The organism is Pleionea sp. WD8-19 (assembly GCF_055326765.1).
Genome location: NZ_JBUZOU010000025.1, coordinates 1 through 25,120, shown reverse-complemented (window position 1 = coordinate 25,120; position 25,120 = coordinate 1). Strand labels below are relative to the sequence as shown.

27 protein-coding genes and 1 other RNA gene are annotated in these 25,120 nt (G+C 43.3%); 16 read left to right on the top strand and 12 right to left on the bottom strand.

Annotated elements, in window-relative coordinates; translation table 11 throughout:
* Positions 1-2 precede the first annotated feature (2 nt).
* The 6 genes from ACTUJY_RS19635 to ACTUJY_RS19610 are packed head-to-tail and all read left to right on the top strand — an operon-like array spanning position 3 to position 5,647.
* A complete protein-coding gene (locus ACTUJY_RS19635; protein WP_463617839.1) occupies positions 3-425 on the top strand; it encodes a Na(+)/H(+) antiporter subunit B in 423 nt (140 codons plus the stop codon).
* Positions 418-795, top strand: a complete 378-nt coding sequence (locus tag ACTUJY_RS19630; protein WP_463617838.1) for a cation:proton antiporter subunit C — start codon at positions 418-420, stop codon at positions 793-795. The genes ACTUJY_RS19635 and ACTUJY_RS19630 overlap by 8 nt, the downstream gene beginning before the upstream one ends.
* Positions 795-2,267: a monovalent cation/H+ antiporter subunit D family protein gene (locus ACTUJY_RS19625; RefSeq protein WP_463617837.1), complete on the top strand. Its 1,473-nt coding sequence runs from the start codon at positions 795-797 to the stop codon at positions 2,265-2,267. The genes ACTUJY_RS19630 and ACTUJY_RS19625 overlap by 1 nt, the downstream gene beginning before the upstream one ends.
* A complete protein-coding gene (locus tag ACTUJY_RS19620; RefSeq protein WP_463617836.1) occupies positions 2,264-3,718 on the top strand; it encodes a proton-conducting transporter transmembrane domain-containing protein in 1,455 nt (484 codons plus the stop codon). The genes ACTUJY_RS19625 and ACTUJY_RS19620 overlap by 4 nt, the downstream gene beginning before the upstream one ends.
* Entirely contained in the window at positions 3,715-3,963 is a 249-nt protein-coding gene (locus ACTUJY_RS19615; protein ID WP_463617835.1) for a hypothetical protein, read from the top strand. Before ACTUJY_RS19620 ends, ACTUJY_RS19615 begins: the two co-directional genes overlap by 4 nt.
* Positions 3,950-5,647 (top strand): Na(+)/H(+) antiporter subunit D, encoded by a 1,698-nt coding sequence (locus ACTUJY_RS19610; RefSeq protein ID WP_463617834.1) that lies wholly within the window; start codon positions 3,950-3,952, stop codon positions 5,645-5,647. The genes ACTUJY_RS19615 and ACTUJY_RS19610 overlap by 14 nt, the downstream gene beginning before the upstream one ends.
* Before the next feature lie 62 nt (positions 5,648-5,709).
* Here the strand turns inward: ACTUJY_RS19610 and ACTUJY_RS19605 are convergent, their stop codons facing one another.
* From ACTUJY_RS19605 to ACTUJY_RS19595, 3 genes are all read right to left on the bottom strand, one after another.
* Positions 5,710-6,039, bottom strand: coding sequence for a putative signal transducing protein (locus ACTUJY_RS19605; protein WP_463617833.1), 330 nt, complete (start codon positions 6,037-6,039; stop codon positions 5,710-5,712).
* Positions 6,040-6,223: 184 nt separating this feature from the next.
* A complete protein-coding gene (locus ACTUJY_RS19600) occupies positions 6,224-6,430 on the bottom strand; it encodes a cold-shock protein (protein WP_463617832.1) in 207 nt (68 codons plus the stop codon).
* Positions 6,431-6,828: 398 nt separating this feature from the next.
* Positions 6,829-7,668, bottom strand: coding sequence for a DUF6279 family lipoprotein (locus tag ACTUJY_RS19595; RefSeq protein ID WP_463617831.1), 840 nt, complete (start codon positions 7,666-7,668; stop codon positions 6,829-6,831).
* Between the two features lie 162 nt (positions 7,669-7,830).
* On the opposite strand from ACTUJY_RS19595, the gene ttcA reads away from it, so the two are divergent.
* From ttcA to ACTUJY_RS19580, 3 genes are all read left to right on the top strand, one after another.
* Complete coding sequence (gene ttcA, locus ACTUJY_RS19590) at positions 7,831-8,745, top strand: tRNA 2-thiocytidine(32) synthetase TtcA (protein WP_463617830.1); 915 nt, start codon at positions 7,831-7,833, stop codon at positions 8,743-8,745.
* 277 nt (positions 8,746-9,022) lie between these two features.
* Positions 9,023-9,502 carry a hypothetical protein gene (locus ACTUJY_RS19585; RefSeq protein ID WP_463617829.1) on the top strand — a complete coding sequence of 160 codons (480 nt, stop codon included), beginning with the start codon at positions 9,023-9,025 and terminating at the stop codon, positions 9,500-9,502.
* A gap of 11 nt (positions 9,503-9,513) precedes the next feature.
* On the top strand, positions 9,514-10,071 hold the full coding sequence (locus ACTUJY_RS19580) for a DNA-J related domain-containing protein (protein WP_463617828.1): 558 nt from the start codon (positions 9,514-9,516) through the stop codon (positions 10,069-10,071).
* A gap of 28 nt (positions 10,072-10,099) precedes the next feature.
* On the opposite strand, the gene ACTUJY_RS19575 is transcribed toward ACTUJY_RS19580, so the two are convergent.
* Together ACTUJY_RS19575 and ACTUJY_RS19570 are read right to left on the bottom strand one after the other, a co-directional pair.
* Positions 10,100-10,702, bottom strand: coding sequence for a tRNA-uridine aminocarboxypropyltransferase (locus ACTUJY_RS19575; protein ID WP_463617827.1), 603 nt, complete (start codon positions 10,700-10,702; stop codon positions 10,100-10,102).
* Between the two features lie 50 nt (positions 10,703-10,752).
* Positions 10,753-11,166, bottom strand: coding sequence for a hypothetical protein (locus ACTUJY_RS19570; RefSeq protein ID WP_463617826.1), 414 nt, complete (start codon positions 11,164-11,166; stop codon positions 10,753-10,755).
* Between the two features lie 263 nt (positions 11,167-11,429).
* Here ACTUJY_RS19570 and ACTUJY_RS19565 point away from each other — a divergent pair, with 263 nt between their 5' ends.
* On the top strand, positions 11,430-12,713 hold the full coding sequence (locus ACTUJY_RS19565; RefSeq protein ID WP_463617825.1) for a Glu/Leu/Phe/Val family dehydrogenase: 1,284 nt from the start codon (positions 11,430-11,432) through the stop codon (positions 12,711-12,713).
* A gap of 221 nt (positions 12,714-12,934) precedes the next feature.
* Here ACTUJY_RS19565 and ACTUJY_RS19560 read toward each other — a convergent pair whose 3' ends face one another.
* From ACTUJY_RS19560 to ACTUJY_RS19550, 3 genes are all read right to left on the bottom strand, one after another.
* Positions 12,935-14,776, bottom strand: a complete 1,842-nt coding sequence (locus tag ACTUJY_RS19560; RefSeq protein ID WP_463617824.1) for a protein kinase domain-containing protein — start codon at positions 14,774-14,776, stop codon at positions 12,935-12,937.
* A 34-nt stretch (positions 14,777-14,810) separates the two neighbouring features.
* Positions 14,811-15,326, bottom strand: coding sequence for an FHA domain-containing protein (locus tag ACTUJY_RS19555; protein WP_463617823.1), 516 nt, complete (start codon positions 15,324-15,326; stop codon positions 14,811-14,813).
* Positions 15,327-15,432: 106 nt separating this feature from the next.
* Positions 15,433-16,236 (bottom strand): Stp1/IreP family PP2C-type Ser/Thr phosphatase, encoded by an 804-nt coding sequence (locus tag ACTUJY_RS19550; protein WP_463617822.1) that lies wholly within the window; start codon positions 16,234-16,236, stop codon positions 15,433-15,435.
* A gap of 271 nt (positions 16,237-16,507) precedes the next feature.
* On the opposite strand from ACTUJY_RS19550, the gene ssrA reads away from it, so the two are divergent.
* The 4 genes from ssrA (at position 16,508) to ACTUJY_RS19530 (ending at position 19,183) form a co-directional block, all read left to right on the top strand.
* Positions 16,508-16,853, top strand: a transfer-messenger RNA (tmRNA) gene (gene ssrA, locus ACTUJY_RS19545).
* Between the two features lie 163 nt (positions 16,854-17,016).
* On the top strand, positions 17,017-18,231 hold the full coding sequence (locus ACTUJY_RS19540; RefSeq protein WP_463617821.1) for an integrase domain-containing protein: 1,215 nt from the start codon (positions 17,017-17,019) through the stop codon (positions 18,229-18,231).
* Positions 18,228-18,905 carry a hypothetical protein gene (locus ACTUJY_RS19535; protein ID WP_463617820.1) on the top strand — a complete coding sequence of 226 codons (678 nt, stop codon included), beginning with the start codon at positions 18,228-18,230 and terminating at the stop codon, positions 18,903-18,905. Before ACTUJY_RS19540 ends, ACTUJY_RS19535 begins: the two co-directional genes overlap by 4 nt.
* Before the next feature lie 74 nt (positions 18,906-18,979).
* A complete protein-coding gene (locus tag ACTUJY_RS19530; RefSeq protein WP_463617819.1) occupies positions 18,980-19,183 on the top strand; it encodes a helix-turn-helix transcriptional regulator in 204 nt (67 codons plus the stop codon).
* 84 nt (positions 19,184-19,267) lie between these two features.
* On the opposite strand, the gene ACTUJY_RS19525 is transcribed toward ACTUJY_RS19530, so the two are convergent.
* A complete protein-coding gene (locus ACTUJY_RS19525) occupies positions 19,268-19,678 on the bottom strand; it encodes a hypothetical protein (RefSeq protein WP_463617818.1) in 411 nt (136 codons plus the stop codon).
* A gap of 363 nt (positions 19,679-20,041) precedes the next feature.
* Between ACTUJY_RS19525 and ACTUJY_RS19520 the strand changes: the two genes are divergently transcribed.
* Positions 20,042-20,884: a DUF2971 domain-containing protein gene (locus tag ACTUJY_RS19520; protein ID WP_463617817.1), complete on the top strand. Its 843-nt coding sequence runs from the start codon at positions 20,042-20,044 to the stop codon at positions 20,882-20,884.
* 111 nt (positions 20,885-20,995) lie between these two features.
* Positions 20,996-21,613, top strand: a complete 618-nt coding sequence (locus ACTUJY_RS19515) for a hypothetical protein (protein WP_463617816.1) — start codon at positions 20,996-20,998, stop codon at positions 21,611-21,613.
* Positions 21,614-21,862: 249 nt separating this feature from the next.
* On the opposite strand, the gene ACTUJY_RS19510 is transcribed toward ACTUJY_RS19515, so the two are convergent.
* From ACTUJY_RS19510 to ACTUJY_RS19500, 3 genes are all read right to left on the bottom strand, one after another.
* Complete coding sequence (locus ACTUJY_RS19510) at positions 21,863-22,279, bottom strand: phage tail assembly chaperone (RefSeq protein WP_463617815.1); 417 nt, start codon at positions 22,277-22,279, stop codon at positions 21,863-21,865.
* 2 nt (positions 22,280-22,281) lie between these two features.
* Positions 22,282-24,165, bottom strand: a complete 1,884-nt coding sequence (locus ACTUJY_RS19505) for a gp53-like domain-containing protein (protein WP_463617814.1) — start codon at positions 24,163-24,165, stop codon at positions 22,282-22,284.
* 3 nt (positions 24,166-24,168) lie between these two features.
* Positions 24,169-25,120 (bottom strand): hypothetical protein (locus tag ACTUJY_RS19500; RefSeq protein ID WP_463617813.1); only part of this gene is annotated, 952 nt, incomplete at its 5' end.

The following is a 25,120-nucleotide window of genomic DNA, read 5'->3' as shown; positions in this document are numbered from 1 at the left end:
CGATGATGGAGTCGCACCCGGTTGTCCGGGTTCTCAGTAAAATATTGATTCCAGCAATATTGCTGTTCGCCCTTTATGTTCAGTTTCATGGCGAACTGGGCCCTGGTGGTGGTTTTCAAGCAGGTGTCATTTTCGCCGCAGGACTGATCGTGTACGGCCTTATTTTTGGCGTTTCACAACTCGAACGTGCCATCCGCTTTAACGCCCTGCAAAATGGCGCGGCCATCGGCGTTTTGCTGTTTCTCGGTGTTGGCTTCGCGACGCTACTTGGCGGGGGGACTTTTCTCGATTATGACACATTAGCAAGCTCACCACAGAGTGGACAACACCTTGGTATTTTTGTCATTGAACTCGGTATTGGTATTACTGTCGCTTGCGTGATTACGCTTTTGTTTACCATTTTCTATGGAGGTAGCGATGAATGATGTTTTCGGGATGACTGAAATTCTGGGGATGTTTAACTATTGGGTTGTGATTTTTTTATTGATGCTCGGGCTTTACATGACAATGAGCCGACGCAACCTGATGAAGAAGCTAATCGGTATCAGCATTCTGCAAACCTCCGTATTTATTTTTTTTATTAGCATCGCACACAACACCGAAAGCTTACCGCCGATTGCCGTGGCCGATGGCGTCAATTACAGCAACCCTTTACCTCATGTCCTCATTCTGACGGCGATCGTTGTTGCGGTATCCACGACCGCTGTTGGATTGGCACTAGTCATTCGACTGCAAAAAGCCTTTGGCAGCATCGACGAAAAAGAAATTTTGGAATGTCTCGATAAGGAGGATTGATGGAGCATTTGCCGGTATTGCAGGTCGTTATACCGCTTTCGGCAGCGCCGATATGCTTGTTGCTTCGTCAAAGCCGGTTACTTTGGGTGTTCTGTTTAACCGTCTCTGCGGTTTGCTTTTTGATCGCTGGAATCCTCACGCTGCAAATTCAACAAGCGGGTGCCATCCGTTATGTAATGGGTGGTTGGTTAGCACCCGTGGGCATTGAATATTATTTCGATGCATTAACGGCCCTCATGTTGTTGATCGTTTGTGGCAGTGCTTTTATGACGTTGCTGTACGGTGAGAAGATCATTGCCAAAGAAATCGCTCGCAGCAAACACGGTTATTTTTACGCGTTGTTTTTGCTGTGCCTCGCCGGCTTTCTGGGCATGTCGGTTACTGGCGACATCTTCAACCTGTTTGTGTTTCTGGAAATATCCGCCGTTACTACCTACGCACTGATCGCAGCTGGATCCAATCCTCGCGCTTTATTTGCGTCTTTTCGTTACATGTTAATGGGCACCATAGGTGCGTGTTTTTTCCTGCTTGGTATTGGTGTTTTATACCTGATGACCGGAAGTCTAAATATGCATGATATTGCGTTGCGTCTGGACGATGTTCCACTCCGTACATTGCAGGTTGCTGTGGCTTTAGTGGTGGTGAGTATTGCACTTAAGGCCGCCATGTTTCCTCTTCACCAATGGTTACCTGGCGCTTACAGTTACGCGCCTTCGGTGGTGTCGGTCTTTTTGTCTGCAAGTGCCAGTAAGGTGGCCATCTATATCTTGTTTCGCATGTTCTATACCGTATTTGGAGGCTCCCATCTGTTCAGTACCATTCCTCTGGAACACATGCTTATGCCGCTCGCCATTGCCGGGATCTTTGCCGGCTCTTTTGTGGCCATTTTTCAATCCAATATCAAACGGATGTTGGCTTACTCCAGCATTGCACAAAGTGGTTATATTATTTTTGCGTTGAGCCTTCATACCCAGGCTGGTGGACACGCGGCCATGATGCACCTGTTTAATCACGCATTGACCAAAGGTTGTTTATTTATGATTCTCGGCGCGGTCGCTTATCGACTTGGCGACACAACATTAAAATCAATGTCGGGACTTGGCCGTACCATGCCATTCACTATGGCGGCTTGGGTCATTGCTGGGCTCAGCTTGGTGGGTGTACCTTTTACCGCGGGTTTTATCAGCAAATGGTACCTGGTGCTCGCAGCCATTGATGCTCATGGCTGGCTGCTTGCGCTGCCTTTATTAGCCAGTTCTCTACTCACGGTTGCCTATTTATGGAGGGTGATTGAAGTCGCCTATTTTCAGCCCCCCAGCCAAGAGAGCCGAACGGTTCAAGAAGCACCGCTGAACCTGTTGCTCCCCATCGGACTGATGATCGTAGCCATTGTTTACCTTGGGATCGACCCCAGTCTGCCGGACCATTTAAGCCAACAAGCGGTCGCTCTGTTATTTGGAGTCGTTCAATGAGCGATATTCAATGGTTAACGGGAAGTCTGTTAACCCCGCTCATTGGCGCGGTGGTGATTGCGTTGCTGGGTCGATCGCCACGATTGCGGGATGCTTTTGTTTTATTGACTGCAGCAACCTTAACCGCTTGTGTGTTTTTACTCACTCAAAGTTATACCGGCCAGGAGGTTCAATTAACGGTCAGTCGCATCAGCCAAACATTAACTTTAAGCTTTCATGTTGAACCACTCGGGTTGATTTTTGCAGGACTGGCCAGTTTTCTATGGCTGATCACCAGCCTATATTCTTTCGGCTATCTCAAACAACAAAATACGCCACAGCAAACGCAATTTCATACCTTTTTTGCACTGGCGCTGTTTTGCACGATGGGCGTTGCTTTTGCCGCCAACACCTTAACCTTGTTTTTGTTTTACGACGCTCTCACGTTAACCACCTACCCATTGGTCACTCATGGCCGTAGCGAAGAAGCGAAACGCGCTGGAAGAATATACCTCGGACTTTTACTCAGTACGTCCATCGCTTTCTTTCTGCTGGCGATTGTCATCACCTGGCAGGCGACCGGACGATTGGATTTTGTTACTGGCGGTATTTTTGAAGGGTCACTGTCATCATCTTGGGGTTTACTGCTGTTTTGCCTGTACCTGTTTGGTATTGCCAAAGCAGCACTGATGCCCTTTCATCGATGGTTGCCCAATGCCATGGTTGCACCGGTACCGGTAAGCGCCTTGTTACACGCAGTGGCGGTCGTTAAAGCAGGCGTATTTTGCATTCTTAAAATCAGTGTTTATTTGTTTGGTATCGACACATTACGATCGTTAGAGGTCGATAAAATCCTGACGATTGTTGTTGGGTTCACCTTAATTGCCGCATCATTAATCGCGTTACGGCAAGACAATTTAAAACTGCGCCTTGCCTACTCCACCATCAGCCAACTGGCTTATGTGGTGCTAGGCACTTTATTGCTCAACAGTGCAGGGGTGATGAGTGCCAGTTTACAAATCGTGATGCATGGTTTTGCCAAAATCACGCTGTTTTTTTGTGTTGGCGCCATCATCATGATGACCGGCAAGAAAAACTTGAGTGATATTCAAGGTCTTGGCTACCAAATGCCGGTGACCTTTAGCTTGTTTCTATTGGCAAGTTTATCGATTATTGGACTTCCGCCCACCGGTGGGCTCTGGAGCAAATGGTATTTATTAAATGCGGCGGTTTACAACCAGCAGCTTGGGTTAACCGTGCTATTGATAACGAGTTCTCTATTAAGCGCAGCGTATTTGTTGCCCGTAGTCACCACCGCATTTTACAAAGGTGACCCTACCGATAAAACAATAACGGAAGCGCCAAAAACGTGTTTGGTCGCTATGTTGATCACCAGCTTGTTTTGTGTCGGCTTTTTTTTCTATCCGAACTCGCTGTTTGAACTCATTTCCTTAGTGAGGCTTCGTTCATGAACAAAAAAACCGACCTGTTCGACAAGCCGAAAAACATTAAGCGTTTGCTTTACGGACTTTATATCGGTTGTGCACTGTTATTTTTGGTGGACTTTATTTATCCACGGCACAGTGTGCTCGCTGTTGAGTCCTGGTATGGGTTTTACGGCATCTATGGGTTTGTTGCTTGTGTCTTATTAGTCATACTGGCGAAAGGTTTACGAAAGTGGGTAATGCGCAAGGAAGAGTATTATGACGCTGACTGACTGGCCCATTTACGGTACTTTTTTTGTCGCAGCGTTGTTCATTTTGCGATTGCCGATGTCTGTTCTACGTCCGTTTGTCATTGTGCTACCTTTGTTTGCCGCTTGGCAGTTGATGAATTTACCCAGTGGCACTTTGTTAACCCTGCAACTTTTCGATTTAGAGCTGAAATGGATCCGTGTGGATGATTTAAGCCGCGTGTTTGGCTATCTTTTTTTGACCGCTGCGTTTTTATGTTTGTGCTTTTCTTTACATCTTCGATCACGACATGAAATGTTTATCGGCTTATTGCATATTGGTAGCGTGTTGGGAGCAACCTTTGCAGGAGACTTACTCACGCTTTTTATTTTTTGGGAACTCATTTCGTTTACCGCGTTGTTTTTCATTTGGCAGCGCGGCCATCCCGAAAAAATCGCCGCTGGGTTTCGTTACCTTTATGTGCAACTGTTATCGGGTTTATTGTTACTGATTGGAACGATCTGGCATTTTCAACAAACAGGCAGTTTGGATTTTAATTCTTTTTCGCTAAACAATGTTGCCGGATATCTACTGCTGTCTGCCTTCGGTATTAAATGCGCCTTTCCACTGTTTCATGCCGTCGTTGTTGATGCTTACCCTCAAGGCAGCCCCACCGGTACTTTATTTTTGAGCAGCTTCACCACCAAGGTGGGCATTTATGCACTGGCTCGCGGTTTTTCCGGTACTGAAATTTTGATAGAAATCGGCGTTGTTATGGCGTGTTTTCCCATTTTTTATGCGGTAATCGAAAATGATTTACGACGAGTGCTGACCTACAGCATGATCAACCAGTTAGGCTTTATGGTTTGCGGCATCGGAATTGGCACCGAGCTCGCGTTAAACGGTACCGTTGCGCATGCCTTTACCGACACCATTTTTAAAGGACTGTTGATGATGACCATGGGCGCAGTGTTGTTGCAAACCCAAAAAATCAATGGTTCGGAGCTCGGAGGTTTATACAAAACCATGCCCTGGACAACGGTGTTTTGTCTTATTGGTGCCGCTTCGATTTCTGCGTTTCCGTTATTCAGCGGGTTTGTGAGCAAGTCAATGATCATGAGCGCCTTGATCCATGAACGCCCCATCATGTGGCTGGCCTTATTGTTTGCCTCTGCCGGAGTGTTTCATCATGCAGGGATTAAAATTCCCTTCTTCGCATTTTTCGCTCATGACTCGGGAATAAGAACCCAAGAGCCGCCATTGAACATGCTCGTAGCTATGGGTATCGCGGCCGTGCTTTGCATTGCGATTGGCATTTGGCCACAAACGTTTTACCAATTACTGCCGTTTGCAATGGATTATTCGGCCTATGATGCCAGTCATATCATTGCCCAACTGCAACTGTTGTTCTTCTCTGCACTGGCATTTACTTGGTTAAAGCTTTCCGGTATTTATCCGCCAGAACTTACCAGCACCAACTTGGATGCGGATTGGTTTATTCGCCGACCACTCTATCGGTTTTATCGAAAAATGGAGAATGGCGTGAGCTGGTTTCATAAACGATTCATTCATCATGCAATATCCATTTCCGCTCACTTGTTTGAATATCTTGAACAACATTATCGCCCTGGTGGCAAGCTCGCTAAGCCACGCTCTACCACGTCGAGCATATTAATTATCACCACGGTACTGCTCGTCGTTTTACTGTTTAATTACTCAAGCGATTGAGTTTTTTGATCATCAGAGCTTTTGATATTGCTTTTCATTAAGCGCAATGCATTAAACGTTCTTTAGTTTTTGACTCTTTCAAAACTCACTTTTTGAAACTGACATTGCCAACAAATTTCAAACGCAGGAGGGTTTTCTTCACCGCACTCCGAACAGTTCCAATGCACGCCCGTTTTATCCAGCGAAGAATAATACGATTGCAAAAGTTCATGTGCTTTTTTCCAGTTTGATTCCGACACCCACAGGGAAATTTCAGCAACATTCGCTGGCAATTCGCCGAGCGCACCAACAAGCGCTTCACCTTGCAGGTGAACTTGAATCCCCTCGTGGTTCAACATGGCTTTAATGGTGTTGGCTTCCAAATAATGGGCACTGTCACATAATTTTTTCATTCAAATTGATAACCGAAGTATAAGACGATGATTATAGTTGGGGTGAGATACCCATACAGAAAGTGTATGTCGAGTTTCGGGAATGGTCAAAGAAGAAGAAATTAGACCCAAAAGAAATATAGCAAATAAAAAGCCGCAAAAATTGCGGCTTTCGAGCGACTAAGTAATAACGCAATTGAACTTATTAAATGGGTACTACGTTAGCAGCTTGTGGACCTTTCTGTCCGTCTTGGATTTCAAATTGTACTTTTTGGCCTTCGGCTAAGGTTTTGAAACCTTCGGCTTTAATAGAACTGAAATGAACGAAAACATCGGGACCATTTTCTTGCTCTAAAAACCCGAAACCTTTAGTTTCGTTAAACCACTTAACTTGACCAGTAGTTACTGACATTATGTTACTCCTGAGATATTCCAATTTAGATTTTTAACGTTGCTGGTAGCAAGTTGTATACACCCTTCACTTCTACCAACCAGACAGTGAAAATCCAGAAACTACTTACGATTAGCCAAAACGAGGTACAACAGAAAGGTCTTCGATCTTGCAAATTCATAAATATCTGTGCGACTTCTGACTATCGTATTTTGAAGACGTTCGTCATCAGGTTACTCATCAGAAACAGCACCTACTGTCTTTTCACAGCCTCTTCAGTATACGATACTGAAGGTTGATGTAAAGATAATTTTTTGTTGTGACAAAGAGATGACATTCTGCAGAACTTGTTTTGAAAATGGTATACAAAATTGTGATAATTTTAATTCGATTTAAGTGAACACCTGACGAAATACTTTTTATTTTCCATCGTCAATCAAATCTAAAAAATCTTCTCGATAATCTCTTAATTTACCGATCAATCTGCGTTTTTGCTTTTTACTCAAGGTAGCATACAACTCTATCAAGCTGCGTCGCGTTAGCTCACGATTTATCTGGTATTTTTGTTTCAGTTCGTCACTTTGAAATTGTTGCGCATTAACTATGATTTCTTTCAATTTGTGATTCGCTTCATCATTTTTCACAGGCAGTACTTCAGCTAAAGCAGCACGCCATTGCTTTCGATATTCCATTCTCAAAGTCAGCGTTGGTTGAGTCTCTTCCGCCCATTTGAGTGCGACTTGTTTTTGAGTTTTAGACAATCGCCCAATCCATTCTTTTAATCCATCTTCAATATTTTCCCGCCGCGTTTCGAGAATCTCAGCTGCCGTTTTTTCCTTATGTTTTTGTAAAACTTTTTCATCATCATCGGCCAATGTTGCCAATAATTCGTTCACCTGCTGATCAGACAACTCGGCCATTAAACCCGCAAATTCACTCCCCAACTCCTCAACCAGCGTAAAGTAAAACCGACTGAGCTGACGGCTGTGCTCATCGTACACAGATTCGATAGGACCGGTTTCAATATCCTTTTCGAGCCGCTCCAGCCAATCCACGTATTTGGGCAATTCCTGATTACGGTGCCACTCTGTTTTAAGGAGCATCAGATGCTCCAGCTTCGACTCTTGCTCACTGGTCAACTCAACGAAGTCGTCTACATACCAAGGAACGACCCAATCCAGCCGGTTGTACCAGAATTTAAGACCGCAGGACTGCAACAGTAAACAACCGACTAAAATAATGACCAGGCGTTTCAACACAGCGACTCCTTGTTAGCAAGCATGGGACTACTACAGCATTGGCGGTAGAAATTGAGGGCAATTATGACAAAAACAGTGTCAATTTTGCACATCAAGCATGCCATTTTGTAAACAATGAGTATATAATCTCCGCCCCAAAATCGCTCAAAAAGTAATCGTTACATGCTGTCCGTGTCCAAAAAAGACAAAACCAACCTCAATAAACTGCAAAAGAAGCTGCGCCGCAACGTCGGTCAGGCCATTGCCGACTTCAACATGATTGAAGAAGGTGACAAGATCATGGTTTGCCTGTCGGGTGGTAAAGACTCTTACACGATGCTCGATATTCTGCAAAACCTTCAGAAACACGCGCCGGTGCAATTTGAGCTGGTTGCCGTTAACCTTGATCAAAAACAACCTGGATTTCCCGAAGAGGTGTTGCCGGCTTACTTAAGCAGTATTGAAGTGCCGTTCCATATTATTGAGGAAGACACTTATTCGGTAGTGAAAGAAAAAGTGCCCGAAGGTAAAACGACTTGCGCGCTATGCTCACGATTACGACGCGGCATTATTTACAATTGGGCCGCCCAAAATGGCATTACCAAAATCGCCCTTGGGCATCACCGTGAAGACATTATCGAAACGCTGTTTTTGAACATGTTTTTTGGTGGAAAAATGAAATCGATGCCTGCCAAACTGCGCAGCGATGATGGCCGACACATTGTGATACGGCCGCTTGCTTATTGCCGAGAAAAAGACATCGCTCGTTATTCGCAACTCAAAGAGTTCCCCATAATTCCTTGTAACTTGTGTGGTTCACAAGAGAACCTGCAGCGCAAAGTCATCAAAGAAATGTTAAAGGACTGGGATCGCAAATATCCCGGCCGAATTGAATCAATTTTTAACTCATTGAGAAATGTCGCTTCATCGCATTTACTGGATACGGAGCTGTACGACTTTAGCGATTTTAGTCGAATCGGTGTCCCTGAAGCAGGTGGTGATACGGCATTTGATCATGAAGTTTTTCCAACGCCACAGCGTGATGCAGACGATGATGACGAGCAACAAGCTTCCATCATTCCATTTAAATCGCTTTAATACCTCCATTGCCCTCTCATTGATGAGATGGGCAATTCGGTGTGCTGGAGAAATTTAACGCCTCAACCCTCATCTCAAACATTTGACTTTACGCTTGATTACCCACCGAACCACACACCATAAGCAGCATTCTTTTAAATAATATACAGTATAAAACCTCCTTTAATGGGTCATAGCCCCCATTTCCTTACCTCACTTTCTCGCCATTCTCTCGCACTGACTTGTAATCAGTGAACAAATCACGAATACTGTAATTTTTGCGGTTCGAGTTTTCGCTGTGCCATTCAAGTCATTATTTAATAAAATTACAGAAACCTTTCGTTCAACTCCCGGCGAAGTGGGTGACGCGCCGCCGAATAAAATGCTGGGAGACTTAGGTGTTGAGAAACTGAAAGCCGTCATCGCCGAAGTGACTGCCGCTTTTCCAGTGTTTGAAAGAGCAGGCTTCGAAGTTGAAGAAGTTCAGGTAGAAATCGGTATGATGCCGAAATTAATGCCGCGTTTTCGGTGTGTCCGTGAAATTGAAAAACCCGAACAGGACGCTCTGCTCGCTGAAGTTGCCGATAGAAAACTGATAAAATTTATGCTGATCAGTTTATTCAAATCCAATAATATGAAAAATCTCATTCAGGATCCGAAACTGGAATTCTACGCCATTGAAATTGATTTAACGGCGGTACCTTCGGTTCGTGGCATTTTCAGAACCATTAAAGACAGCGAAAAAATCATTCGATTAAGCAGTCACGAACCTCATTAACAATACGCACAATGCAATGCTTTGAATCTTTCGTCGTTGATACTCTGCAAGCGCATGGCGGTAAATTGAGTGAATTTGAACTGCTAAAAATTATTGACCGAGCCCTTCCAGAGTTTTTTCAACCCCTTAAGGCACCGGAACAACTTTACCCAAAGCATTTTTGGTTGTTTCATCACCTTTACCAACTCAAACAGCCATTGCTGGAAAAAGGATTTCATTTGTTTGTTTCAGCCATGAGTATTGAATTACAACCCGTCGGCGTAGCAAAAAATCAAATGGAACACTACGACCCGCTTACTGAATTTTACTTGAGCATTAACAACTTATATTTAGCACCCGAAAAAATTGCCGAAATGCAAAAGCAATTTTGGAAACGTTATGTTGCACTCGATCGAAAAGCCGAAGCGATCAATACATTGCAGCTTACCGGTGAAAAGCCGTTAACACTGGAAAAAATAAAACGGCAATATCAAAAGTTAATCCAACGCCATCATCCAGACAAAGGCGGTGACGCCGATAAATTTAAACAGATACAGTCGGCATACCAAGAACTGAAGTTATTATTTTGAGGTCAGTTCAATGTGTGGCTCGTTTTTCTTATTCATACCTTTGCTTAATACCTTTCGGCATGAGCGCAATGCGTTGTTCAACCATGGCATCGAACACCCGATACAGGTTTTGCGTATTAACCTGATAATATTCCAAACAAAAAGCCAGGGCTTCTAATGTCGACAATGCGTGCTCGGCTTTTGCTTTTCGGATCCGATAGCGACTTGGAAAAAGAGCACTCAAGGAATAACTGGAACACCGATGTAACCACGGATTTAAAAGATACATTTTTTTGGCTTTCCGCCAAGTCGCATCGATAAACATTAATTTTTTCGGGAGTGATTTTTCTATCGATGATGCGCTTAATTTCGAAAAGTCGTGACTGTGCTCTGTAGGAAAGATTAAGCCATAATCGCTCGTAGACTGGTTTACCGAATACGCCAAGTCACTAAAATCATCTTTATTTTCACCAATTACCACTTTCACACGCGGCATAACCAATTGAATTAAGCGCACCGTATTTTTACTGTTGTTCACTTCTTTCGGGTGTTGCAAGATGATAACTTCTGGGTGTTCATCAATAACACGGACACTGTTACAGATACACGTACGTAATGGAAATTGGCATACAAGGCAATAATCGCGCGACATCGAGTAAAGGAGATAGCAACACAAGTGGCTATTGTATCGTTAGCCTGCCCCTAATCCAAGGCGCTCAAAGCGTGTAATACTTGGGCTTCGAGTTGTCGGTTGGCTTGTGTTACTGCTTCATTAGCCGATTTATGCTGGTAAATATTAGACCAATGCTCAGACCAGGTTTGCTTAAGGTTTTCCGCGTTGTTTTGTACCGCATCAGGCATGACTCGACTGAGTGAAAGAATTAAATTGACTCGGCTCCAACCTTCGATAGGGTCGACCACTTGTGCGCTTTCTGAGTAATAGGCTCGATCAACAAGTAATTGCAAATGCGCAACTTCACGCAGCATTTCAAACCCCGATGCACGAACGTTTCGATTATGCTCGGTCAGCTCATTACGCCATGTATTATAGGTGAGTGCCGTGAGCGCAACGATCAAAGATATAATGGACAGCCAAAGGCTGTTGTTTTTTCGCATTACTTGCTCCTTTGTCAGAATGAATCAGCAAGAAGTATCCCCATCTCAAGCATATGCAATCGACTCTTAAATGAAAACGTTACCCTTAAAGATAATGCAAAGAGTTCCTTTGGGCTCGATTTATGACGAACGACTTTTGACCTTATGTGACATTTGAGATTCGAGTAAAGCGCAAGTTTGTTGCAATGCAGCTTGTGTTTAAAAGCGTTATCCGCACAATGAATGCAAAACTGACTAACCCCAAAAGACACAAGGAAAATCGCATGTCGCAAAATGTTTTTGAAGACGCATTGGATCGTGTTCGATCGATTGGTAAAAGCGCGGAAGTCTCCAATGAAGTGCTTGAAAGTTTGATGCATCCTCGAGCCACTTTGACCGCCTCAATGCCCGTTCGAATGGACGATGGTTCCACACGCTACTTCACCGGTTACCGTTGCCAATACAATAATGTTCTCGGTCCTACTAAGGGCGGCATTCGTTATCACCCCGACGTTTCCATTGAAGAAGTGCAAGCACTGGCACTTTGGATGACGATCAAATGCGCGGTGGTTGGCTTGCCTTATGGTGGTGGCAAAGGCGGTGTCATTGTGGATCCGAAAACCCTGTCGCCGATGGAGCTGGAACGACTTTCACGCGCATACGTTAGAGCTATGGCCGACTTTATTGGGCCTCAGGTAGACATTCCGGCCCCTGACGTTTATACCAATGCCCGAATAATGGGTTGGATGGCAGACGAGTTTGAGGCCATTAAACGTATTAAAGCACCAGGAGTAATCACCGGAAAGCCGGTACGACTTGGCGGCAGTTTGGGCCGTGACGATGCCACCGGCCGAGGCGCTTATCTTTGTGTTTTAGAGTTGGCGAAAAAGAAAAACTTAGTGCCCGAACAAACCACGGTTGCTGTCCAAGGTTTTGGTAACGGCGGTTATCATGCGGTGCGATTACTGCACGATGCCGGTTACAAAATTGTTGCCATCAGTGATTCTCAAGGCGGCATTTATTCTGAAAATGGATTTGACGTAGAAAGTATTTATAAAGAAAAACAAGTCACTCGACGTGTTCGTGCTGTTTATTGTGAGCACTCCGTTTGTGAGTTGGTTGAACACAAAGCCATAACCAATGAAGAGTTGTTGGAACTGGATGTCGACATTTTAATTCCGGCTGCTCTTGAAGGCGTCATCACCGATCAGAATGCATCGAAAATTAACGCCAAATACATTGTCGAAGTTGCCAACGGGCCGATTGAGTCCGATGCGGATAAAGTTATCGACAGTAAAGGCATCGTCGTTATTCCTGATGTCCTCGCCAACGCCGGAGGTGTGACCGTCAGTTATTTTGAATGGGCACAAAATCGACAAGGTTATACCTGGACTTTAGAAGATGTGCATCAACGACTTAAAGCCATTATGCAGCAGTCGTTTAATGAAGTGTGGGACTTGTCTCAGCAGGAAAAACGCAGTATGCGTGATGCCGCTTATACATTGGCCATGCGTCGTATTGGCGAAGCGGTAGAAGCGCACGGTACTCGGGATTACTTTAATTCTTAACGTTTATTTTTGTCCCGTCCTAAAATACGTTGACAGTTTTTTAGGACGGGACACTGAAAGCATCATTATGTTTGCTCTTGAATCAACAGACTTCGAGTGATCAACAACTCACTATCAGCCTCTTTTCAAGTTTCATCCAAAACCTTTTGCCCCAATAAAGCGATTCATATTGCTCGATAATGACAGAGCGTTTTACCATTGAAAAATGGAATGTCGGGTGTTTATTCTTTTTTTTGCAAAATGACCGTCGACTCGTCGCTGTCGGAAGCGCTAATTTTTTCACCCCCAGGCCGACTGACCAGTAATTTTTCAGTGTCACCGGAAATTCGCCGATGCCCTTTTTCAAGACGTTTTTCTAGTGATTCAGTCATTTGATTAAAAGCGAAGCAGATACGGCCAAATTCATCGTTACGCTCGACCGAAAGTCGTCGATTAAATTGACCACGTCGCACTCGTTCAAGCGCTAATGCAATTTTTTTCGATTGAGCGGCAATTTGACGCGCGAAAGCCAAGGTCATGGAAAATACCGCGATGAGTGTTACGATCATTAACGCGATCATGATCACGAGCGTAATTTTTGCGGATTGCACCAAGTTATCAGCCGAAACCGAAACCGCCACCCGACCAAACGCTTTATTTTGATATAAGATTGCGGAGTCGATATCAAACACCTGATGATCGGAGCTTACCTGACGACTGTATATCGCAGCATTTCCAGCGTCGTCTATCAACTCGGCTCCAGAAGGTAATTTGAATGTTTTGCCCACTTCCTCAATGCGCGTACTGGCTAATATTTTTCCGTCTACATCACGAATGCTTACGTACTCAATATCCTGATTGCGATTTAAATCACCAACAATCGCCTCCAGAGCGACTTCATCTTTTAGAACCACCGCTTCGGCTACTTCGAATGCAATTAAACGCGAAGTGGAATAACCATAATCGATAGCCATATCACGCATCGCAAAGTACTGTTGAAAGTAAACGACAAATAATCCCACTAACATAGTGATGGCAACCAAGCTAGCCATCCCCAACGTCCAACGTAACTTAAGCGACACAAAGCCAGGACGCGCTTGCTCTTTCGCCTGGCTTTCCATCACTTCCAGAAGCTCGCGAATATCTCGCATTAATTCAGCGGCATTTTGATAGCGCTTTTCGGGCGGCTTTTGCAATAACTTACGAACAATATCTTGCAGTTCATCTGGAATATGAACGCTTTGAACATTCATGTCTTCCGGTTTTTCCTTAATAATTTGGCGGAAGAGTTCGCCGTAATCATCGGCTCTAAACGGAGGACAACCGGTAATCATGGTGTAAATTAAACTGCCCAAAGAATAAAGATCGGAACGAGAATCTAAAGACTGTCCAAGCACTTGTTCCGGTGACATGTATTCAGGTGTACCCAAAACTTTTTCTTGCGTTTTACCTACCGATGCCAATGTTTCATCAAGCTGCGCAATACCAAAGTCGGTGATTTTAATGGTTTTGTTATCCGCCAAGCATATGATATTGCCCGGCTTAATATCGCGATGGATCACACCTTGTTTATGGGCATAGTGTAATGCTCGCGTTAATTGAACCAAAATGGAAATAACAAAGTTCACCGGTAACCGTTGCCGCGCCTTCAGTAACTCATCTACCGGAGTACCATCAAGCAGTTCCATCGCAATATAGGGTTTATCATCGGCAACTCCGACGTCATATACGGTAACAATCCCCGGGTGCGCCAATTGCCCGGCAAGTTTTGCTTCGTGAATAAATCCGCGTCGATAATCTTCATCGTTCGCTAACTCTTCTCGAAGTACTTTAACGGCTAGAAAGCGATCAATCTCAGGATCATAAGCTTTATACACATAAGCCATAGCGCCGCGCCCAAGTTCATCAATCACTTTGTAGCGACCGATGTTTTTGGGTCGGTTTGAAGACTTCACTGACGATTTACTCGCCGTGGATTGATTGCTTACTTGCGCTGTTTGCTGAGTAGAAGCGGCGGGCTTTTGCTCGCCTTCCGGTAAGTCGGGAATAGGATCGCCTAAGGAGGTTTTAAATCGCGATTGCACAGATGGCCTCATTTAAACCGATACAAACATCATACTAAAGCAGGAAATAAGCTGCACCCGCTAACGCAGCAATCGCTATCAACCCAATTAAGACAACTTTACCGCCCAAACTCATACTGGAGCGGTCGAGTCTGGCCTCTTTTTGTTCAGCCACTAGGGTAAAAATAAACTCAACACCGCCAAATCGGATGCGATCACCCGGAAAAATATCGCTCTCCGATACCTTGTCTCCATTGACATAAGTGCCGTTAGACGACAAAAGGTTAATCACTTTCCATTGCTCATGAGAACACACCAGTTTAGCGTGCATAGAAGAAACACTGGGCTCGTCGACAAAGATATCGCTTTTATTTGAGCGGCCAACCTGGTGGCTCGCTTTGTTAAGCGGAAACGTCTGCCCAGAAAAAGGTTTGCTGATCCCAACCAGTGCCGGCCGACCTTGGGCATTCGCGGCCTGTTGCTTGAGTTCTTTTGCCAGCAAACTTTCAACTTCCGACAGGTCGAATACTTGCGTACCTTGTGGACCCACTTTCTGTTTTTTTTCGGTCATAGTTACCCCACTTTTAACCAAAACCTCCTGTCATAAATTCCCTGCAATCACCTCCTGTGCTGTTTTGCTCCTGCGTTTTGTTCTTTTAGTTTAGTCGTTTAACCGATTACTTTTTCATCAGTTGTTTACGCGCCCAATTTCGTACCTTATACACCATTCCCGAAATGCCCCCCGGCATTTGCTTAGGTGATCGCAACAATACTATCGAAATATTGTCTTGCCCACCTTTATTTAATGCCATGCGCAACAAACGATCGGCGGTACGATTCAAATCAGATTGGGCGGCAAAAATCGTTTTCATATCCTGATCCGTCAACTCTTCCGTCAAACCATCACTGCACAATAACAAAACTTGTTCAGGCTCCCAGGAAAAAGTCACTTCATCCACTTTCACTTGCTTCAGTTCTTTCGAGCCCAAGCACTGAGTAATGAGGTGACGCTGTGGATGCGTTTTGGCTTCTTCTTTTGAGATAAGACCAGCCGAAAGTAATCGTTCGACCAGAGAGTGATCTTGAGTGATTTGAGTCAACCGCTGGATATCCGACTTCCAAATATACGCGCGACTGTCACCAACCCATGCAACGGAAAAAAAATCGTCATGATTTTGCAATGCAACCGCCGTTGTGCCCATACCATCGGCACCTTCACCATCGGCAGCAGCCTCTAAAATATCGAAGTGAGCCTGTTGAATGGCATCGCTTAAAGATTTGCCGGCTTCGCAGTTACGTTTGATAGAGCGCGTAGCCAAGGCACTGGCCACCTCGCCACAGGAATGTCCGCCCATTCCATCAGCCACCACCCAAAGCCCGAGCTCTGGCTCACACAGTAATGAGTCTTCGTTTAACTCACGTACACGCCCGGGATCGGTACGACATTCGAATCGCCAGCTGTGACTGTCTGCATTGGGCATTAAGTCGGGTCCTATGTTGCACCTGAAATCCTCCTACTGAATCTCAATGTTGGTAGACTTCAGATTGAATAACTTATTGTATTTATTAGGTTAGTGTACGTATTTTAGCTCATGAATCAAATTTCCCATTATCTCAATTTGTGACACACGCCCCAAAACCCTCAAAATAGACGGTAAGCCTTCCCGTCTCTTCATTCGCTATTGGCCTAGTGGCCTTGAATGTGCGACAATCGCCTACATATAGGAAATACCTGAGTTTTTGATTTAACTTGGGGCCGACCTGGCTTCGACGTGGATTACAAAACTTAAGGGGCATGTCGAGGTGACAGCGAACCTCGTAAACACTAGCTGTAATTAATAGTCGCAAACGACGAAAACTACGCTTTAGCCGCTTAAGGCTAACTGTCGACTCTGAGCGTCACCGGTAGGAAATCGACAGACATATACGGAGACTCGCGGGTAAGCTTGCTTGTAGCCCAACCGTTAAACTTAAACAAGCTCACCAGAAGCACCCTGTCCGTCGGGTCGTGACTGGTTAAATTAAAGACGAGGCTAAACATGTAGAACCTTAAGCAGAGGATTTGCGGACGCGGGTTCGATTCCCGCCGGCTCCACCAACTCACCATCTAAAGACGTCTTAGGACGTCTTTTTTATTGTTTAAATTCAGCGAGTTACGCTATTTTAGCGTCCTACAGCGTTTAAAGCGATTTGGCAATATCTCAAAGTTAATGTAACATTCATTGTAACATCACCCAATTTAATACCCAGTCAGTGTTACAATGGCGAATACCACAAGACAACTTACGAATACGGAAATCAAGCAAGCAAAACCACGCGAAAAAGAATATAACTTGGCTGATGGAGGAGGCTTAGCGCTTAGGGTAAAGCCAAATGGCTCAAAGCTATGGTTGTTTAACTACTCCCGCCCCTACTCAAAGAAAAGAGCCAATTTAAGCCTTGGTGCTTACCCGGACCTTTCTCTCGCTGATGCAAGATCAATAAAGCAGCAATACCGAGAACTCTTGGCAAAAGATGTTGATCCTCAGGCTTACAGACTTGAACAAAAGGCTATCGCAAGTGAAGCACTTCAGAATACTTTAGAGCAAGTCACTTCAAGCTGGCTGGAAGTAAAACGAACTTCGGTTTCTGACGATCACGCTAACGACATTTGGCGTTCTCTCGAAATACACATATTTCCTTCTTTAGGTAACATGCCAGTGCATTGCATCAAAGCCAAAACTGCAATTGACGTTATTAACCCAATTGCAAAGCGAGGAAACTTAGAAACAGTAAAGAGAGTATGCCAAAGATTAAACGAAGTTATGGATTACGCAGTCAACTCGGGATTAATTAACTCAAATCCTCTTTCGAAAATTTATAAAGCATTTGGTTCACCGGCGAAAAAAAACATGCCAACTATCAAACCAGACCAACTGCCAAAGTTTCTTAAAAAGCTGAACAGAGCTAGCATTAGAGTTACCACAAGAAACCTTATTGAATGGCAGCTTCACACGATGGTTCGACCAGGTGAAGCGGTGCAAGCACGTTGGAGTGAAATAGACATCGAAAATGGTCTTTGGATTGTTCCAGAGTCAACGATGAAAATGAATCGACAACATATCGTCCCCCTTTCTTCGTACGCATTAGAAATTTTAGAGGAAATGAAACCTATTAGTGGACATAGAGAGTTCGTATTTCCAGGAGAAAGAAATCCCAAAACGCATGCAAATCCTTCTACTGCAAATATGGCAATAAAGCGTATGGGCTATCACGGAACTTTAGTTGCTCATGGACTTAGAGCATTAGCCAGTACCGTTTTAAATGAGCAAGGATTTGATCCCGATATTATTGAATCTGCATTAGCACACGTTGATAAAAATGAAGTTCGAAGAGCATACAACAGAGCCGAATATTTAGAGCGTCGAAAAACACTCATGGAGTGGTGGTCAAATTATTTATTGGAATCCTCAACAAAAAGGACTGTGCAAGAGTGAATAAAGAGCTTCCTAGCTACATAAGTAAAGAGTGTGCCGAAGAATTTCTGTCATATGCATCCTTCGCGAACAACGACATCTTAAGACTATTTGAAAAAACATTAAAAGAACCATCATTAAAGAATTTATGGCTTGAAATAATCAAAACTAAAGATCAGGATGTTCAACATGACTATGTCCACTATGGTTTAAACTCAATATCATCCTTCGCTATTACTCTGAAAAAGGCAAAATCCTATAACACAGATTATTTAGAACAATTTAACCGGTCTGACCTAGCAACGTTTATCAACGAACAACTTTTGACTATCTCACAGCTAGAGCATTCGCTCGAAAAGCTTGGAGTTATTCCAATACACTTCCAAGAAAACAACAATGTTTATCAAGGATTGCTAGAAGCAAAAACACAGTTAGAGCAGTTAAAATCACGTCCAAAACTCATCTTGAATAAAGAGCAAGGTGATATCCAAGCCACATATTTTTCCAGGACTTTGTACATGTACTTTAAAAAGTATTTTGGAGGTCCAAGGCATAAAGATTATGGAAGGTTAACCGAACTCGCTTTTCCAGAATTAGATATTGATCCGGAAAAGGTTATCAATAAAACACGAATTTTTTTTAAAGGAAAAAACGGGAAAAACTACATGGAATATTATTTAACTAAAAATTTATAAATCTTGCATTATTTCTGAATCGTTTTAGCTTTAATATTCCAATCATGTCCCAACTCGGCCAATAAAGGTTAATTATGTATCAAAACAATGAAACGATTTTAAGACTACCGGATGTTGTTAAAAAATCAGGATTATCACGAAGCTCCATTTACCTACGTGTTTCAAAACAGTCTTTTCCGGCACCAATATCGCTGGGTGATAGAGCAGTTGGTTGGCTATCTAGTGAAGTGGATGCATGGATTAGTGAAAGAGTAGAAAAATCACGTCAATATAACTAAGTCAAACGGCATCGCTGACTTCATTTTAAATGAAGCAGCGAAAGCCCGTAAAAAGAATGCAAATATAGAATTGCAAGCGGTCAGTTAGGCCGCTTTTGTGTCATTGGCGAGTTGTTCAGAGTTTGAAATGAAAACAAGTGCGTCGCGCATCTCGTCATCAATTAAAGCAAGCAACTTATGATCTAAGTAGCAAAGAAACTCCTCTCTCATTTCTAGTCGGTGAATTGCTGCTTTTAGTGTTGCTATTGATGTCACCCGTCGAATAGCTTCAACTGTCCCTGGGTTATCGCGTAAAAACCAATTTACTCCATTGGTTTGGTTAGATTTCATCTTGGGCAGTGACAGCATGATCCACCCCCAATCAAAGCTCGGATGAGACATAACCTCGCTTAAAGCGGTGGTTAATAAATCATCACCTATTCGAATAAGTTTAAGCGCCTCCCTTTTTGATCGAACTGAAAATAGTTTTGAACGCGGTTTTAAAGTTTTATCCATAAAGTTTCCTCGTTTCAATTGAGAACTTCCCTCACGCAAAATGGACGAACCGCCCACGTCACACAAGGTGATGGCACAGTGTTTTCAGGCCAAAATACATTGGCTTTCGGTGAACTGAGGAGGTGTGAAATACTACTATTTTAAGTAGTATTTTTCAAGAAATATCTCGATTTTCGAAGGGTGAATTTGGCACACGCAGAAGCGAACATAACTCATTGTTTTAGTTAGATATTTTAAGTGACCAAAAGGTGCTTTGAGATATCTCTCAACATTCCAAGATAAATGCTCGCTTTTTGGATTGTATTACTCTTCAGATCTGACAGAATAATGAGAAAATTAAGCATCGCTTGGATATGATGTACTATGCTCTTAAAAGCTTGGCTAAGACATCTTTATTTAATTACTGTTACCAAAATAAACTATCAAAGGTTTATAGGAAAAATGACAAAACCTTTGCTTTCATTATATAGGTTCTACCCTTTAGATGATAAACGGCTTAGTACTATCGAAAATGGTCAGCTTTGGTTTTCTAATCCATCTAAATTTAATGACCCCTTTGACTGTGCAATAGAGGCCACGCCGGCTTCTATTTACAACAGGAAGAATATTAGAGAGATTCTCGAAAAACTCGAGAAATTAGCATTTCATTATCCGTTTTTAAGTGATTTAGCTAAAGGTAATCAATCAGACATTACAAATGGACAATGGTTGTCAGAACAAATCTCACTGGCTGTGAAAAGATTAAGTATTTGCTGCTTTATGGAGAATCATAAATCACAATTAATGTGGGCACATTATGCCGATAGCCATAAAGGTATCTGCGTTAGATATGATCTCTCCAAAATGAAAATGAATAATGCAAAACTGCTCGCCGTAGATTACATTAATCAAAAACCTTTTTTTGAGCTAGATTATTTACTTAACATTCCTGATTATTTTGTCGAACGTATGGTTAGTACAAAACATTTAGACTGGGCTTATGAAAAGGAATGGCGAATAGTTCTAAATTGTCAATCTGAAAGTAAAGCTGTGGCGATGAGTACCTTGTCAGATAACATGAAAGTCAAGAGCATTTATTGTGGAGTCAATATTTCTGAATCGAATCTTAAAAAGATCAAAATAATTTCACGTAATATTCGAGCTGATTGTTTTCAGATGAAGAAAAAACATTACGAGTATGATTTAGATGAAGTAAAGATTCAATAGAGATTTTACTAAGAAAAATTTAAGGCAGTTATACAACAAAATCATTTTAGGCACATCATGTTGGTTTAATAGTTATCAAACAATATATTTGAATAGTATCAAAGTGTACTTATGACTACTGAAACTGTGAGCAGTGGATTACTGAGACAAAGACGGAATTTAATTATAATTTCAAGCATTCTAATTTTTCTCAGTTTTGCAGGTGGAGAAATTGACAACCTAACTTTATTAGGAGTAAAAATTAGCAATTTGAAAAACCCAGAAGCTTTATTCTCTATGCTTTGGATAGCCTTCTTCTATTTCCTACTTCGGTACTATCAGTACTTCATTCAAGAAGGTAAAGAATCTTTTAAAGCTCCATTTATAGAGAAACGAAACTCATATTGCAACTCTTTGCTCCAAGAAATTGCCCGTAAAGTTAATGAGCATGGAAAAGCTACTCCAAGTAACTACAATGAATTAAAAAAGCTAAATTGGAAATTTTCGGTTTCTTGGATAGACAAAGAAAATAAAAAAAGACCTGGAGACCTAGACCCTCAAAAAAAAGAAACTGTTAAAACCTACCAAAGATTGTGGTTGAATATAAAATCAATCCTATACTCAGTTTTTAATACAAGCTCGTTCACAGACTATATAGTACCATTTGGTGTCGCGTTACTTTGCCTAATCTTCGGATGGTCAGGATGTCAAACAAGCTTTACAGGTGCAATCGAATACATACTAAGATAAAAAGCAGTAAAACATAAAAATTAACGTATTAATTTTAAATGCGAATTCACAAAACTCAAGGGTTTAGTAATAAACAATGAAAAAAAAGACTGCTCTGTTTGTGTAGGTTCTGGCATTAATAAACCTAACTTACAGCAAGTGGACGCCCCAAAAAAAATGCGGAATTAAACTTCAACCTATTGAATGTTCGCATTGTAAGGGTACGGGAATAGAGCCAAAATAACACTTTTTTCGAATCCTTGTAGTATCCTATTCGAAAGAGTCAAGGCAGTTTATAAAGTCAATAAAAAAGACTGGCCGCCTCCACTCACTCGGTAACTTCGAACGGTCAGGATACTCCCGAAGCTGCTGGCGATAAAGCCGAACCTGTTCCCGTTGAACTTCATTGATAGGAAAATCGGGCAACATATACCTGTCTGTTGTCACAAGTTCACTGTCTCTCCAGGCTCGATTCCTTTCCGCAAGCTCATCGTCAGTAACCATCTCGTCGCCCACAACAAGTTTTCCGTTGATGACTTGGTTGCATCCTTCATGTCGAGCGATTGTCCACTCATCTACGGTTAAAGAAATTGACGGCTCGGGAATTTCATCGTGAATGTCATTGCAATAATAACCCAGCAGTTTGCCGGTCAATGCGTCGTAATGTGCAAAGTAAGTTTTATCCATTGTTAATACCCCATTGCAAACCACCAACTGGTGTAGGTGGTTCCATAATTGTTTCGTATTGTGATTGAAGAGCGAGATTTTGCGGTGACTTTCGCGCCATCCGAATAGCCTCCACCTGCCAATTGATTTTGCATGGCGATGGTGCATTGAGAAGGAAAAGTAATCGGCAGTGTTATGTTTCTCGTTTGGCCGCCTGAAATGGAAGTCGAACCCCACTGAAAAATCATTCCAGTATCTTTATCGCGCCAATAACCGTTTGTGCTTTTGGATAAATCGTTTTCTTTAAACGCCGGAACGTTTCCAGAAAATTCATTCAGTGAAATGGTGGTTGGCGTTCCACTTTGGCGCGAAACAATAAGATAGTAAACTTCGGTGCCACTCGTTGGCGCGTTTTCATCAAAGAACTGTCCTGCAATGTCTAATTGAGCGCTGCCGTACCAGCCCCCTATTCTCGGTTCGCCAGGGATTTCATCCGATTCTTGCCAATTGTAAGCTGTACCAGTAAACGTTTTATCGTACAAAATCGCGCCCGATGTTGAATCACGTCGTACCTGGACGCGCCAAACAGGAGCCGTATAGTTTTGGTTCGTTGCTACGGGGCCATAAACCGCATACGCACGTAAATTAAATTCAATTAAAACTTTGCCTGAAGCGCCTGGTGTAATTGAAAACGAACGGCTGGCACCGCTGGATAAATTTCCAGTTGATGCGCTAGCGGTTGCACCATTACCTTCGTAGTATTGGTTTAACGCTTTACGAACATCTAACGGAATGGCGTTAATGTTTTTAACGAAGTCTTTACCCGCAATACCATCGACCACCGCTTTCGCTTCACCATCAACTAGCTGAACGGCAAACACCGTTTCGCTGGTGCCTTTACGACGAATAGCAAAGGGTGATTGCCCCATTGGATTTAGTTCAATCGCGACGCCCGATTGATTTCCTGTTTCGTTTCCCGTGGTTTGCACCAAAATATGGTGCGCACGAATAGCAGACGCTTGGATCCAATTGGCCGAAATGACTCCTTCTAAACCATTCGGTGGATCATCTTGGTAAGTAAAATCTTCCCAAGTCATAACTTTACCGTTGTAGGTGCCACTGCCGTGACTGCGCGCGTAGGAATAATTGCCAAAGTGTGCAACGCCATTTGATTGCACACGAAACGCAGAACCCCCACTACCCACTTGCAACTCACCATCGGTTCGTAAAACGGAAGAACCACAATAAATGCCGGAACCAAATTGAGCACTTGGATTCAAACGAAGCCAACCATCGGAAAACTGCAACATCCGTTTGTTATCACCGTAAAGGAACGTGCCATTCGCGTAAAAATCACCGGTAACGTTTAAATTGCCGCTGATGGTTCCGCCCGTTAGTGGTAAGTAGCTATGTGAATGGCTCACGTTCGCTTTGCTTGATGGATCAAAGTTACCCGGATGCCAAACACTCGACCCACTCACACTTAATCCACCAGTAAAATTTTTCGCGCCACTGATGTTTTGATTCGTAGACAGTGTTACACCGCCAGCGCCAACCGAAGATGAAGCTGGATCAATATAGGGCGCGGCAACCAATCCTCGATTTAAAATGGGATAACGTGAAGACACCACCGCATTGGATGTAATCGAATCATAAACAAAGCCAACATTTAAATACGCAGCACTGGTTGGAATGGTTACGGCATTGATCACAGAACGTGAATAATTGGCGCCACTCACACTGGCCCCATCAAAGTTTTGCAGCGGTGCATTGTTGCTATCGAAAAAAGCAAGACGCACGCGTAAACCACTTGCGGTTCCACTGCGACAAATCAGTTCAATTGCGGCGCTGACAAGATCGCCTGCTTCCAATCCCATTGCGGCTAAACTTCGATTTGCTGTAGCCATGAATTAATTGATCTCCTGATAAATACGATCATCAAAATAGCCGCCACTGGATTCAGGCGGCGCATCGAATGGACCACCACCCGCACCGGTGGATGACGCTGGTGAATTGCTGATTTCTCCGGCCACAGATCCGAGCAACAAATTACGAAAATCCATTTGCTCGAACCCTTGTAAATGTTCAACGATGCTCACCCAGTCGCGATCTGCTAGAGCGCCAGTGTTGCGCGTTGCAGTACCCATGAGTTCGATCAAAGACGGTTCGTTGCCGTTGAGTTCATCGACACGCGGCCTTGCAAAATAGGCGTAGTTATTGAGATCGGTGGAATAATAAAGATAAGTACGGTGACGTTGTGTGGTAACACTGGTAAGTGCTTTGTATTCCGTACCACTGGTTACTTGCGTTGCTGTCATTGGATCGTAAACACCGGAGATACCAGTATTGCTTCCTGTAAAACTCGCACCGTGTAACACACCAACAATCAAAAACCACTTTTCATTTTCGGGTAAATCACCTGACCAAAAATACGGGTTATTGTTTTGCGAACCACCAAGTGTTAAGCACGTATTGCAACCCAAATAAATCGAACCGTTGGTGTTGGTTTGTTTTGCCCAAACTGAAAAACGATACGACTTTTGAGGATCGTAACCGTCTTTAAAATCACAGTTCCAACCGCCATCACCATCGCTCGCGGTGTCCACACCACCACGCCAAATAGGTTCGGGGTATTTGAACGGCCCCTCGTCCAATAAAACGGTATTTTCTTGCGCGTTACCGTTGGCGTGAAACGTTCCGTGCGATCCACTGTTACCAATGCTCCACACACCGGGATCAAGCAAGTTATTGAAAATTTTCGAATCATTAGGACGATCACCAACATCTCCCCAATCAGTACCAATTCGATCCAAAACCCAATTGCCCGAAGCGTTATACGCATACCATCGATAAGGAAGCGTT

What these genes read in the sequence shown, in the direction of transcription:
- ttcA (WP_463617830.1), top strand. Translation starts at nt 7,831, where the DNA reads ATGCTGTCCGTGTCCAAAAAAGACAAAACCAACCTCAATAAACTGCAA.
- ACTUJY_RS19555 (WP_463617823.1), bottom strand. Translation starts at nt 15,326, where the DNA reads ATGACCGAAAAAAAACAGAAAGTGGGTCCACAAGGTACGCAAGTATTC.
- ACTUJY_RS19550 (WP_463617822.1), bottom strand. Translation starts at nt 16,236, where the DNA reads ATGCCCAATGCAGACAGTCACAGCTGGCGATTCGAATGTCGTACCGAT.
- ACTUJY_RS19525 (WP_463617818.1), bottom strand. Translation starts at nt 19,678, where the DNA reads ATGGATAAAACTTTAAAACCGCGTTCAAAACTATTTTCAGTTCGATCA.
- ACTUJY_RS19605 (WP_463617833.1), bottom strand. Translation starts at nt 6,039, where the DNA reads ATGAAAAAATTATGTGACAGTGCCCATTATTTGGAAGCCAACACCATT.
- ACTUJY_RS19540 (WP_463617821.1), top strand. Translation starts at nt 17,017, where the DNA reads ATGGCGAATACCACAAGACAACTTACGAATACGGAAATCAAGCAAGCA.
- ACTUJY_RS19635 (WP_463617839.1), top strand. Translation starts at nt 3, where the DNA reads ATGATGGAGTCGCACCCGGTTGTCCGGGTTCTCAGTAAAATATTGATT.
- ACTUJY_RS19515 (WP_463617816.1), top strand. Translation starts at nt 20,996, where the DNA reads ATGACTACTGAAACTGTGAGCAGTGGATTACTGAGACAAAGACGGAAT.
- ACTUJY_RS19615 (WP_463617835.1), top strand. Translation starts at nt 3,715, where the DNA reads ATGAACAAAAAAACCGACCTGTTCGACAAGCCGAAAAACATTAAGCGT.
- ACTUJY_RS19510 (WP_463617815.1), bottom strand. Translation starts at nt 22,279, where the DNA reads ATGGATAAAACTTACTTTGCACATTACGACGCATTGACCGGCAAACTG.
- ACTUJY_RS19620 (WP_463617836.1), top strand. Translation starts at nt 2,264, where the DNA reads ATGAGCGATATTCAATGGTTAACGGGAAGTCTGTTAACCCCGCTCATT.
- ACTUJY_RS19570 (WP_463617826.1), bottom strand. Translation starts at nt 11,166, where the DNA reads ATGCGAAAAAACAACAGCCTTTGGCTGTCCATTATATCTTTGATCGTT.
- ACTUJY_RS19520 (WP_463617817.1), top strand. Translation starts at nt 20,042, where the DNA reads ATGCTCTTAAAAGCTTGGCTAAGACATCTTTATTTAATTACTGTTACC.
- ACTUJY_RS19575 (WP_463617827.1), bottom strand. Translation starts at nt 10,702, where the DNA reads ATGTCGCGCGATTATTGCCTTGTATGCCAATTTCCATTACGTACGTGT.
- ACTUJY_RS19565 (WP_463617825.1), top strand. Translation starts at nt 11,430, where the DNA reads ATGTCGCAAAATGTTTTTGAAGACGCATTGGATCGTGTTCGATCGATT.
- ACTUJY_RS19530 (WP_463617819.1), top strand. Translation starts at nt 18,980, where the DNA reads ATGTATCAAAACAATGAAACGATTTTAAGACTACCGGATGTTGTTAAA.
- ACTUJY_RS19625 (WP_463617837.1), top strand. Translation starts at nt 795, where the DNA reads ATGGAGCATTTGCCGGTATTGCAGGTCGTTATACCGCTTTCGGCAGCG.
- ACTUJY_RS19630 (WP_463617838.1), top strand. Translation starts at nt 418, where the DNA reads ATGAATGATGTTTTCGGGATGACTGAAATTCTGGGGATGTTTAACTAT.
- ACTUJY_RS19505 (WP_463617814.1), bottom strand. Translation starts at nt 24,165, where the DNA reads ATGGCTACAGCAAATCGAAGTTTAGCCGCAATGGGATTGGAAGCAGGC.
- ACTUJY_RS19610 (WP_463617834.1), top strand. Translation starts at nt 3,950, where the DNA reads ATGACGCTGACTGACTGGCCCATTTACGGTACTTTTTTTGTCGCAGCG.
- ACTUJY_RS19600 (WP_463617832.1), bottom strand. Translation starts at nt 6,430, where the DNA reads ATGTCAGTAACTACTGGTCAAGTTAAGTGGTTTAACGAAACTAAAGGT.
- ACTUJY_RS19580 (WP_463617828.1), top strand. Translation starts at nt 9,514, where the DNA reads ATGCAATGCTTTGAATCTTTCGTCGTTGATACTCTGCAAGCGCATGGC.